9 protein-coding genes are annotated in these 11,773 nt (G+C 73.5%); 8 read left to right on the plus strand and 1 reads right to left on the minus strand.

Annotation, left to right across the window (positions count from 1 at the left end):
- Position 1 precedes the first annotated feature (1 nt).
- The 5 genes from AB0B94_RS12485 to AB0B94_RS12505 all read left to right on the plus strand — a co-directional run bounded on the left by AB0B94_RS12485 (position 2) and on the right by AB0B94_RS12505 (position 7,867).
- The gene (locus AB0B94_RS12485; protein WP_357274780.1) at positions 2-1,690 is read left to right on the plus strand and encodes a lipid II flippase MurJ; all 1,689 of its coding nucleotides are present in this window, start codon (positions 2-4) and stop codon (positions 1,688-1,690) included.
- Positions 1,687-2,856 carry a glycosyltransferase family 4 protein gene (locus AB0B94_RS12490; RefSeq protein ID WP_357274784.1) on the plus strand — a complete coding sequence of 390 codons (1,170 nt, stop codon included), beginning with the start codon at positions 1,687-1,689 and terminating at the stop codon, positions 2,854-2,856. The genes AB0B94_RS12485 and AB0B94_RS12490 overlap by 4 nt, the downstream gene beginning before the upstream one ends.
- Positions 2,856-5,270, plus strand: a complete 2,415-nt coding sequence (locus AB0B94_RS12495) for a hypothetical protein (protein WP_357276732.1) — start codon at positions 2,856-2,858, stop codon at positions 5,268-5,270. The genes AB0B94_RS12490 and AB0B94_RS12495 overlap by 1 nt, the downstream gene beginning before the upstream one ends.
- Positions 5,271-5,433: 163 nt before the next feature.
- Positions 5,434-7,185 carry a CTP synthase gene (locus AB0B94_RS12500; protein WP_357274792.1) on the plus strand — a complete coding sequence of 584 codons (1,752 nt, stop codon included), beginning with the start codon at positions 5,434-5,436 and terminating at the stop codon, positions 7,183-7,185.
- Positions 7,186-7,261: 76 nt separating this feature from the next.
- A complete protein-coding gene (locus AB0B94_RS12505; protein ID WP_357274799.1) occupies positions 7,262-7,867 on the plus strand; it encodes an NUDIX hydrolase in 606 nt (201 codons plus the stop codon).
- 84 nt (positions 7,868-7,951) lie between these two features.
- Here the strand turns inward: AB0B94_RS12505 and AB0B94_RS12510 are convergent, their stop codons facing one another.
- Complete coding sequence (locus AB0B94_RS12510) at positions 7,952-8,293, minus strand: TM2 domain-containing protein (RefSeq protein WP_091407251.1); 342 nt, start codon at positions 8,291-8,293, stop codon at positions 7,952-7,954.
- A 226-nt stretch (positions 8,294-8,519) separates the two neighbouring features.
- Between AB0B94_RS12510 and ald the strand changes: the two genes are divergently transcribed.
- The 3 genes from ald (at position 8,520) to AB0B94_RS12525 (ending at position 11,742) form a co-directional block, all read left to right on the plus strand.
- Positions 8,520-9,635: an alanine dehydrogenase gene (gene ald, locus AB0B94_RS12515; RefSeq protein WP_238670846.1), complete on the plus strand. Its 1,116-nt coding sequence runs from the start codon at positions 8,520-8,522 to the stop codon at positions 9,633-9,635.
- Positions 9,636-9,673: 38 nt separating this feature from the next.
- Entirely contained in the window at positions 9,674-10,639 is a 966-nt protein-coding gene (locus AB0B94_RS12520; protein ID WP_357274809.1) for a site-specific tyrosine recombinase XerD, read from the plus strand.
- Between the two features lie 179 nt (positions 10,640-10,818).
- On the plus strand, positions 10,819-11,742 hold the full coding sequence (locus tag AB0B94_RS12525) for an AAA family ATPase (RefSeq protein ID WP_124862901.1): 924 nt from the start codon (positions 10,819-10,821) through the stop codon (positions 11,740-11,742).
- Positions 11,743-11,773: the final 31 nt, after the last annotated feature.

An 11,773-nucleotide genomic window follows, 5' to 3' on the forward strand; every position in this document is an offset into this window, starting at 1 on the left:
CGTGAACAGACCGGCACCCCTCGCCGGCGCCGGCCGGCTGGCCGGGGCAGCCGCGCTCATCGCCGTCCTCACCGTGGCCAGCCGACTCGCCGGCTTCGGTCGCACCGCCGTCTTCACCTGGAGCTTGGCGCCCACCGACCTCGGTGGCACCTACGTGGTGGCCAACGCGGTGCCGAACTTCATCTTCGAGATCGTCGCCGGGGGAGCGCTGGCCAGCCTCGTCGTGCCGCTGCTCGCCGGCGCTGTCGCGGCGGGCGACCGCGCGGCAGTGGCCCGGACCACCGGTGCGCTGCTGACCTGGACGCTGGCCCTGCTGGTCCCGCTGGCGCTGCTCGTGGTGCTGCTCGCCGGGCCGGTGGTCGAGTCGCTGGGCCACCACCTGACCACCGCCCAGCAGCAGAGCGGCGTGCGGATGCTGCGGGTCTTCGCGCCGCAACTGCCGCTGTACGGGGTCGGCATCGTGCTCACCGGGGTGCTCCAGGCACACCGCCGTTTCGCCTGGCCGGTGCTCGCCCCGTTGCTGTCCAGCCTCACCGTCATCGTCGTGTACCTGGGGTTCACCGTCACGCAGGGCCGCTACGCCACTGTCGGCGGGGTGAGCCCCGGCGGTGAGCTGCTGCTCTCCGGCGGCACCACCCTCGGCGTGGTGGTGCTGTCGTTGTCGTTGCTGATTCCGGTCCGCCGGTTGCGCCTCGGGCTGCGGCCCGGGTTCGGGTTCCCCACCGACGCGCGGGCCCGGGTCGGCGGGTTGGCGGTGGCCGGCGCGGTCACCGTCACCACCCAGCAGATCGCTCTGATCGTCAGCCTGAACCAGGTCACCGCCGGTGCGCGGAGCAACCCGGGTGTCTACAACCTGGCGCAGACCGTCTACCTGTTGCCGTGGGCGGTGCTGGCGGTGCCGCTGGCCATCGCCGCCTACCCGACCCTGGCGGCGGCGCGGGCCGCCGGGGACGAGCAGACCTACCGCACGACCCTGGCACCGGCCGTCCGCGGTGTGCTCCTGTTCAGTTGCCTCGGCACGGCCGCGTTGATCGGGACCGCCGGGCCGGTCGGGCACTTCTTCTTCCCGTCGGACACCGCGTCGACCGCCGCCGCCGCGATCATCGGGTACGCCCCCGGTCTGGTCGGCTACGGCCTCTTCGCGGTGCTCACCCGGGCGCTCTACGCGCGGGGCGAGACCCGGGCGGCGACGCTCGCCACGGCGGTCGGCTTCCTGGTGGTGCCGGTCGTCGTCCTGCTGCTCGGCGCGGTGCTGCCACTGCGGGACCGGGTGCTCGCGGTGACGTCCGCGAACTCGGTGGGGATGCTGGTGCTCGGCGCCCTGCTGCTCCTGGCGGTGCGGCGCAGCGCCGGCCGTCCCGCCCTCGCCGGAGCGGCACGGGCCGCAGCGGCCGGTGGCCTCGCCGGTGTGCTCGCCGGGCTCGCCGGGCTGGGCCTGAGCCGTTGGCTCGACCAGTCGGACGGCGGCACCCCGACTACGGCGGCGGCGTTCGGTCAGGGCATGCTGTCCGGGGTTCTGGTTGGGGTTGTGTTCCTCGCCGTGGTCTGGTTCGTCGACCGGCGGGACGTAGCGCCACTGCTCGCCGGGGTGCTGCGGCGTCTGGGCCGGCGGAGGCCGTCCGGCGGTGCGCCGACACCGGGCGCGGGCTCCGCGGAGCGGGGCGACGGGAAGGAGACGGCGACGCGATGACTGAGCCAGCTCAGCCTGCCGGCTGGTCGGGCACCGTCGCGTTGGTGCTCGCGTCCAGCACCGGCGGGGTCGGCCAGCACGTCCGTTCGGTGGCCCGTGGCCTCGTCGCGGGCGGCACCACCGTCGTTGTCTGCGGGCCCGCCGCCACCCAGGAGCAGTTCGACTTCACCGGTGTCGGTGCGCGGTTCGCGCCGGTGGAGATCCCGGCCAGCCCGACGCCGGCCGACGCGCGGGCGGTGCTCGCGCTACGCCGGGTGCTCGCTGCCGCGCACGTCGACGTGGTGCACGCGCACGGCCTGCGGGCCGGGTTGGTCGCCGTGCTGGCCCGTCCGGCCGCCCCGCTGATCGTCACCTGGCACAACGCGGTGCTCGCGGGGGGACTGCGGGGCGGTGTGTCACGGCTCGTCGAACGGGTGGTCGCCCGGGGCGTCCGGGTGGCGCTCGGCGCCTCCGCGGACCTGGTGCGACGGGCGGCCGAGGTGGGGGCCGCCGACGCCCGGCTCGCCCCGGTCGCCGCGCCGACGCTGCCCGCGCCGCGTCGACGCCCGGCGGCGGTACGCGCCGAGTTCGGCGTCCGCCCGGACCAGCCGTTGATCGTCTCGGTCGGTCGGTTGCACCCACAGAAGCGCTACGACGTGCTGATCGACGCGGCGGCCCGCTGGCGTACGCGTACCCCGCCGCCGGTCGTGGTGATCGCGGGCAGCGGGCCGGCGTATCTGCCGCTCGCCGCGCGGACGTCGGCCGCCCGCGCCCCGGTGACCCTGCTGGGGCACCGCACCGACGTGGCCGACCTGCTCGCCGGCGCCGACCTGGCCGTGGTGACCAGCGACTGGGAGGCACGGCAGCTCTTCGCCCAGGAGGCGCTGCGCGCCGGCGTGCCACTGGTGGCCACCGCTGTCGGCGGGCTCCCGGACCTGGTCGGCGACGCCGCGACGCTGGTCCCCGCCGGTGACGTGGACGCTGTCGACACGGCCGTCCGCGCGTTGCTGGACGACCCGGCGGCGCGTGCGGAGTTGGGCCGGCGTGGCGCCGAACGGGCGGCGACGTGGCCGACCGAGGCGGACACCGTGGCCACGCTCGCCGCCCTCTACGCCGAGCTGGCCGGAAATCCCGGCGGTCCGGCGGCCGCCCCGGGCTCCGACGCCCCGAGAACGGGACACCGGTGATGCTGCGCCGAATCGCCCCCGCCCTGTTGACAGTGCTCGTGGTGGCGCTGGGCGTCACCGCGCTCGCCGCCCGTCCACCCCAGGGCACTCCGCAACGCACCGCCGACTTCGTGGTGCTCGCCGGGATCGCCGGGCTGCGCTGGGAGGACGTGGATCCGCAGCGCACCCCGACGCTGTGGCGGATGGCCCAGGACGGCTCGATCGGCTCACTGTCGGTGCGTTCCGCGCACCGGCCCACCTGCCCGGTGGACGGCTGGCTGACCCTCGGCGCGGGCAGCTTCGCCGCGTGGAACGGCAGCCGGTCGGTCGACGGTTGCCCGTCGGCGGCGGTGACAGTGGAACAACCGGACGGCATCGGCGCGAACCTGCCCGACCAGGAGAGCGTGGTCCAGTACAACCAGCAGCGGCTGCCCTGGGGAGCCCTGCCCGGCTCGCTGTCCGAGTCGGTGCGGTGCTCCGTGGCCGTGGGCCCGGGCGCGGCGGTCGCCGCCGCCCGACCGTTCGGCCGCGTCGACCGGTACGCCTCGGGGTTGCCGGCCGACCCGCGGCCGCTGCTCGGCTCGTGTGTGCTGAGCATCGTCGACCTCGGCACTGTCAAGGGGGCCGACCCGGCCACCCGCGCCGAGGAGGCCCGTGCGGCGGACGCCGAACTGGCCCGGGTGCTGGCGGCGCGACCCCCACGGTCGTTGGTGCTGGTAGCGGGGATCTCCGACACCACCCAGCCGGCCCGGCTGCACGTGGCGGTCGCCGACGGGCCGGGCTGGGAGCGGGGGTGGCTCACCTCGGCCAGCACCGGCCGGGACGGGTACCTGCAACTTGTCGACCTCGCGCCGACCGCCCTCGCCGCGTTGGGCCGGCCCATGCCGGAGCGGCTCTTCCTCGGCCGCCCGGCGATCAGCACCGGCGGCCGTCCCGCCGACCTGGCCGAGGCCGTCAACGCGCCGGCGAACGCCGACCGGGAGGCGGCCGCCCAGCGCTCCGTCTCCGGGGCGTTCTTCGCGCTGTTCGCCGGGGTGCAGGTGTTGCTGGCGATCGCGATCCTGCCACTGCTGCGCCGGGCCCGTCCGCACGCCGGCCCGGCCGGTCCGACGCCCGTCTCCGGGCGGATCGTGGCGGTGATGGAGCTGCTGCTGGTCGCCGTGGCGTTGACAGTGCCGGCGGCGCTGCTGGCCGACGCGGTGCCCTGGTGGCGCGGCGAGCACCCCGCGTGGATCTTCGCCGGGGTGACAGCGCTGCTGGTGGCCGCCGGCACCGCGGCGGTGCGGTTCGCCCCCGGGTACGCGAACACCCTCGGGCCGCTCGGAGCGGTGGCCGGCCTCAGCACGCTCGTGGTCGGGCTGGACGTGCTCACCGGGGCCCGCCTCCAGCTCAACAGCGTGATCGGCTACTCCGCGTTGCAGGGCGGCCGGTACGCCGGGCTGAGCACTGTGGGGTTGGGAGTGTTCCTCGCCGGTGCGCTGGTCACCGGCGGCTGGTTCGCCCAACGGGTGCACCGGGGCTGGCGGCCGGCGGTGATGGTGGCGGTGGGTGGCCTCGCCGTGGTGGTGGTCGGCAGCCCGTACCTGGGTGCCGACCCGGTCGGCGCGATCGCGCTCACCGCCGGGGTGAGCGTCGCCGCCGTGATCAGCGCCGGTGGCTGGTTGACGATCAGCCGGCTGGCCTGGGCCACCATGGCCGCACTGGCGGTCGGTATCGGGTTCGCCGTGGTGGACCTGCGGCGTCCTCCGGCGGAGCGCGGCAGCCTGGGCCGGTTCCTCTCCGCGCTCGGTGACGGCACCGGCGGGTTCGCCGTGCACCGGTCCAGCACTGAGAATTTCGAGACGTTGGTCAACAGCCCGCTGACGGTGCTGGCGCTGACCGGCGGGTTGCTGGTGTGGTTCGCCCTGTTGCAGCCGTGGGGTGGGCTGATGCGGTTGTTCGGCATCTACCCCGCGGTCCGGGCCGCGCTGGCCGGCACCGTGGTCGCCGCGGTACTCGGTGGTGTGCTCGACGGCGCGGCCCTGGACGTGATGGGCGCTGCCGCCGCCCTGGTGGTGCCGATGGCCGCCCTGGCGTCGCTGCGGGTGCTCGGGCACGCCGCGGACCGGACCCGCCCGGCAGCGGGCCGCCCCCGCGCCAACGACGCCGACGACGACTCGGGGTCCGGCGGGGTCGGCCCGGTCGGTGGGGGTGACGGTCCGACCGGCGGTGGTGGGCCACTGGGTGCCGTGCATCCCCGTCCGATCGCCGGCCCGCCTCCGAGCGCCCCGGCGACCCTCGCCCAACCGGCGTCCGACGCTGCGGGCGAGCGCCGCGGGGACGCCGACGAACCGGCCGAGCCGACCGCGAGCCTGTCGACGCCGGACGCCGACCCGACGGTGCCCGTAGCGCCCCGGCAGGTCTCCCGGTCATCGACGGAGGTTGCCGCGTCCTGAGCGCCGGGCCTCGTCCGGATGGCCCGGAGGTGTCGCAGCCGGGGTGCGGCCTGCGGGTACCCGCCCGGGAGGTGTTACCGTCGAATCCCGTGGATCGCGTGATCACTTTGCTGATCAAGCACGGCGGTCTGCATGACCGCGACAGACGACACGGGAGCAGGCCTTGGCCCCATCAGCACGGACGACCAGGCACATTTTCGTCACCGGGGGCGTCGCCTCCTCGCTGGGTAAGGGCCTCACCGCCTCCAGCCTCGGCAACCTGCTGACCGCGCGCGGGCTGCGCGTGGTGATGCAGAAGCTCGACCCCTACCTGAACGTCGACCCGGGGACGATGAACCCGTTCCAGCACGGTGAGGTCTTCGTCACCGAGGACGGCGCCGAGACCGACCTCGACGTCGGGCACTACGAGCGGTTCCTCGACCGGGCGCTGTCCGGCAAGGCGAACGTCACCACCGGCCAGATCTACTCCGACGTGATCGCCAAGGAGCGGCGCGGCGAGTACCTGGGCGACACCGTTCAAGTCATCCCGCACATCACCAACGAGATCAAGTCGCGGATCCTGGCGATGGCCGACCCGGACGAGGACGGCCAACTTCCCGACGTGGTGATCACCGAGGTCGGCGGCACCGTCGGCGACATCGAGTCGCTGCCGTTTTTGGAGGCGATCCGTCAGGTCCGCCACGACCTGGGCCGCGACAACTGCTTCTACCTGCACGTGTCGCTGGTGCCGTACCTGGCGCCCTCGGGTGAGCTGAAGACCAAGCCGACGCAGCACTCGGTGGCGCAGCTGCGCAACATCGGTATCCAGCCGGACGCGATAGTGCTGCGCTGCGACCGGGAGATCCCGGTGAAGCTCAAGGAGAAGCTGTCGCTCTACTGCGACGTGGACGCCGAGGCGGTCGTCGCCGCCCCGGACGCCCCGAGCATCTACGACATCCCGAAGGTGCTGCACCGGGAGGGGCTCGACGCGTACGTGGTGCGCCGGCTCGGCCTGTCCTTCCGGGACGTGGACTGGGCCAGCTGGGACGACCTGCTGGAGCGGGTGCACCGCCCCCGGCACACCGTCACCGTCGCCGTGGTCGGCAAGTACGTCGACCTGCCCGACGCGTACCTGTCGGTGAGTGAGGCGATCCGGGCGGCGGGCTTCGGCCACCGGGCCCGGGTGCAGCTGCGCTGGGTGCCCAGCGACGAGTGCGTCACCCCGGCCGGCGCCGCCGCGGCGTTGGCCGGCGTGGACGGCATCCTCATCCCCGGCGGCTTCGGCGTCCGCGGCATCGAAGGCAAGATCGGCACCGCCCGGTACGCCCGCGAGGCCGGCGTCCCGCTGCTCGGTCTCTGCCTCGGCCTGCAGTGCATGACCATCGAGGTGGCCCGGCACCTGGCCGACCTGGACGGCGCCAACTCGTTGGAGTTCGACGAGCAGGCGGCCCACCCGGTCATCGCCACGATGGCCGACCAGGAGGACATCGTCGCCGGCCGGGGCGACCTGGGCGGCACCATGCGGCTGGGCGCGTACCCGGCGACGTTGACCGAGGGCTCGATCGTCGCCGAGGCGTACGGCAGCACCGAGATCAGCGAGCGGCACCGGCACCGCTACGAGGTGAACAACGCCTACCGGGACGCGCTGACCAAGGCGGGCCTGCACATCTCCGGCACCTCGCCGGACGGCCGGCTGGTCGAGTTCATCGAACTGGACCGGAGCCTGCACCCGTTCTTCGTGGCCACCCAGGCGCACCCCGAGTTGAAGAGCCGACCGACCCGCCCGCACCCGTTGTTCGCCTCGTTCGTCAAGGCCGCTGTGGCGTACTCGCAGGCCGACCAGCTACCTGTCGACCTGGACGCGGCGGCGGAGGCCCCGACGACGCGCAAGGCCGCCCGCAACGGCGCCGCGACGAAGGCGTCGTCGGCCTCGTGAGCGAGCGCAGCGAGCGAACCAGCAGGCTCAGCAACGTGGCGCCTCGCGCCGTCGTCGAGCGCAGCGAGGCGACGGCGTGAGCAACCTGGAGCACCGCTACGAGGTGCGTTCCCGGCAGGAGCGGTACCGGGGGCGGATCTTCGACGTGGTCACCGAGGAGGTGACCATGCCGGGCGGTGGGACCGGGCTGCGGGACCTCGTCCGGCACGTCGGGGCGGTGGCAGTGGTGGCGCTCGACGACGCCGGCCAGGTGGTGCTGATCCGGCAGTACCGGCACCCGGTGGGGCGGCACCTGTGGGAGCTGCCGGCCGGTCTGATGGACGTCTCCGGCGAGGAGTTGCCGGCGGCGGCGCTGCGGGAGTTGGCCGAGGAGGCCGACCTCACCGCCGGGCGGGTCGACGTGCTGGTGGACCTGCACAGCTCGCCGGGGTTCACCAACGAGATCGTCCGGGTGTTCCTGGCCCGCGACGTCGCCGACGTGCCGGCCGACGAGCGGCACGAGCGCCACGACGAGGAGGCCGACCTCCAGGTCGTCCGGATCGACCTGGACGAGGCGGTCGCCATGGTCCTGGCCGGTGAGATCACCAACGCGTCAGCGGTGGCCGGGCTGCTGGCCGCGGCCCGCGCCCGGGACACCGGCTTCGCGTCTCTGCGCCGGGCGGACGCGCCGCTGCCGCGCTGAGCGTCGCCGCCGGTCCAGCCCGGTTCGGGAGTACGCACGAAAGGGGCCCCGCGGTCAGCCGCGGGGCCCCTTTCGCTGGCTGGTCTAGGAGTCGCGCAGCGGACGGCCCTGCGCGTCCGTGCCGCCGTTGACCAGGATGAGGATGCCGTCGACGACGCCCCAGAGAGCGCCGACGCCGCAGGTCACCAGGCTCACGACGAGCTGGAGAACGGCGATCTTGGTGTGTCCGGTGTAGAAGCGACCGGCACCGAAGGTGCCGAGCAGGATGCCGAGGATGCCCGCGACGATCTTGCTCTTGTCGGAGACGCCCTGGGGATACCCCGGCTGGGGGTACCCGGGCTGGTAAGGAGGAGTGGTCATGGGCGGACACATTAGTGATCCACTCGCCGGCTGTCCGCACCGCCGCCCGGCAGATGGGACGATAATGGTGAAACACTGTCCTGTTGGCTGAGGTGACGCCCGGCCGCCGAATCTCGGCGCCGCCCTGACACTTCGTCAGAACACCCGGGCACCGGGTGCCACTGTGCTGGCTCCCGGCGGCACCGGGCGCGCCTAGACTGCCGCCGCAGGACCGGTGTACCGCGATGGCAAAGGGGCCGTCGTGGCACCGAGCAGTCGGGGGAGAGCAGCCCCGAAGAGAGGTGTCTGCATCGTGAAGGTCGGAATCCCACGCGAGGTCAAGAACCACGAGTACCGCGTGGCGATCACGCCAGCGGGTGTCAACGAGTTCACCCGCAGCGGCCACCAGGTCTTCGTCGAGTCCGGCGCCGGGGTTGGCTCCAGCATCACCGACGAGGAGTTCGCCGCCGCCGGCGCGAAGATCCTCGCCACCGCCGACGAGGTGTGGGAGACCGCCGAGCTGGTGCTCAAGGTCAAGGAGCCGATCGCCGAGGAGTACCACCGGATGCGCGAGGGGCAGGTGCTCTTCACCTACCTGCACCTGGCCGCCTCCAAGGAGTGCACCGACGCGCTGATCGACCGCCGGGTCACCGGCATCGCGTACGAGACCGTCGAGCTGCCCGACCGGTCGCTGCCGCTGCTCGCCCCGATGTCCGAGGTGGCCGGCCGGCTCGCCCCGCAGGTGGGCGCCTTCTACATGATGCGTACCGGCGGTGGGCGCGGTGTGCTGCCCGGCGGCGTCTCCGGCGTGTACGCGGCCAAGACCGTGGTCATCGGTGCGGGCGTCTCCGGCATGAACGCCGCCGCGATCGCGCTGGGTCTGCAGTCCGAGGTGCTGCTGCTGGACAAGAACGTCGCCCGGCTGCGGCAGGCCGACGCGATCTACCGGGGCCACCTGCAGACCGTCGCCTCCAACGCGTACGAGGTCGAGCGCGCCGTGCTCGACGCCGACCTGGTCATCGGCGCGGTGCTGGTGCCCGGCGCGAAGGCCCCGACGCTGATCTCCAACGAGCTGGTCTCCCGGATGAAGCCGGGCAGCGTGCTCGTCGACATCGCCATCGACCAGGGCGGCTGCTTCGAGGATTCGCGCCCCACCACCCACGCCGACCCGGTCTACAAGGTGCACGAGTCGATCTTCTACTGCGTCGCGAACATGCCCGGCGCGGTGCCGAACACCAGCACCTACGCGCTGACCAACGTCACCCTGCCGTACGCCCTGGAGCTGGCCAACCAGGGCTGGCGCGAGGCGCTGCGCAACGACCCGGCGCTGGCGCTGGGCCTCAACACCCACGCCGGGCAGGTCACCTACGGCCCGGTCGCCGAGTCGCACGGCATGGACGTGCTCCCGCTGGCCGACGCGCTGGCCTGAGCGGTGGCGGGCTGACCAGCGGCACGGACTCCGCCGGCGTGGGCACAGCACCCACGCCGGCGCTGCGCCGTGCCGTTCGCGGTTACCTCGACCACCTGACCGTCGAGCGTGGCCTCTCCGCCAACACGCTCTCCTCGTACCGCCGGGATCTGGACCGCTATCTCGCCACCCTGGCCGATGCCGGCGTCACCGACCTCGCGTCGGTCGGCGCCGGCCTCGTCGAGTCGCACCTGGCGCGGCTACGCGCCGGTGACGACGCGCACCCACCGCTGGCGGTCTCCTCCGCCGCCCGCGCGGCCAGCGCGGTACGGGGCCTGCACCGCTTCGCGGTGCGCGAGGGCCTGGCCGGCGCCGATCCGAGCCGCGACGTCCGCCCGCCCACGCCGCCCCGCCGGCTGCCCCGGGCGCTACCTGTCGACGACGTGGTCCGGCTGTTGGAGACCGCCGGCCCGATCACCGCGACCGGCGACGACGCGCCGCTCGCGCTGCGCGACCGGGCGCTGCTGGAGTTCCTGTACGGCACCGGCGCGCGCATCTCCGAGGCTGTCGGCGCCGCAGTGGACGACCTCGACACCGACGACGGCACTGTGCTGCTGCGCGGCAAGGGCGGCCGGGTGCGGCTGGTGCCCATCGGCGGGTACGCCGTCGACGCCGTCCGCGCCTACCTGGTCCGGGCCCGCCCCGGGCTGGCCGCCGCCGGCCGGGGCACCCCGGCGGTGTTCCTCAACGCCCGCGGCGGCGCGCTGTCCCGCCAGGGCGCCTGGGGCATCCTGCGCCGCGCCGCCGACCGGGCCGGGCTGCCCGTCGACGGACCGGCCGCGGTCTCCCCACACACGCTGCGCCATTCCTACGCCACCCATCTGCTCGACGGCGGCGCCGACGTTCGGGTGGTCCAGGAGCTGCTCGGTCACGCGTCGGTGACCACCACCCAGGTCTACACGTTGGTCACCGTGGAGCGGTTGCGCGAGGTGTACGCGACCGCCCACCCTCGCGCCCAGGGCTGAACCGGTCGCTGTCGACGCCGACACGCCGGGCCGGTGCCGAACCCCCTGCTGGTCGGTGGCGTACAGTCGGCATCGGCGCGGACCTCCTGGAGCGACACGACCGGGGTGCGCAGCGGCGCCGCGAAGGACGTCGGACGGCTCCGACGCCGGGTGGGTCGTCGGGAGGGGGCAACGAGCACATGGCTGGCAACGGTGACCGTGCCGAGACCTGGACGTCGGAGCTCCGCGAGCAGCAGGCCACGCTCGGCGCGGACCTGGGTCCTGCGGACCCGGCTGCCTACACGATGCGCAAGCCCATTCCCGAGCCGATGCCCACCGACCGGCACGGCCCCGCGCGCATCATCGCGATGGCCAACCAGAAGGGTGGCGTGGGTAAGACCACCACCACCATCAACCTGGGCGCCGCGCTCGCGGAATATGGCCGCAAGGTGCTGCTCGTCGACTTCGACCCGCAGGGCGCGCTCTCGGTGGGGCTGGGCGTCAACCCGCACAACCTCGACCTGTCCGTCTACAACCTGCTCATGCAGGACGACGTGATCGCCGAGGACGTCCTCATCAAGACCGACGTGGCGGGGCTGCACCTGCTGCCGGCCAACATCGACCTCTCCGCCGCCGAGATCCAGCTCGTCAACGAGGTCGCCCGGGAGATGGCCCTGGCCCGGGTCCTGCGCACGGTCCGCAAGGAGTACGACTACATCCTGATCGACTGCCAGCCGTCACTCGGCCTGCTGGCGATCAACGCGCTGACCGTCGCGCACGGCGTGCTCATCCCCCTCGAATGCGAGTTCTTCAGCCTGCGCGGTGTGGCACTGCTGCTGGACACCATCGACAAGGTGCGCGAGCGACTCAACTTTGACCTGGAGCTCGAAGGCATCCTCGCCACCATGTACGACAGCCGCACCACGCACTGCCGCCAGGTCCTCCAGCGGGTCGTGGAGGCGTTCGGCGACAAGGTCTACCAGACGGTCATCACCAAGACGGTGAAGTTCCCCGAGTCCACCGTGGCCGGTGCCCCCATCACGACGATGGACCCGGCCTCCTCCGGGGCACGTAACTACCGTCAGCTGGCCCGCGAGGTGATCGCCGCCCAGTCGGAGCGGTAGCCGGAACACCCGGTGCCCGACTCGTGGACTA

Origin of the sequence: Micromonospora sp. NPDC048986 (assembly GCF_040649335.1) — a bacterium.
GTDB classification, from domain to species: Bacteria; Actinomycetota; Actinomycetes; order Mycobacteriales; family Micromonosporaceae; genus Micromonospora; species Micromonospora alfalfae.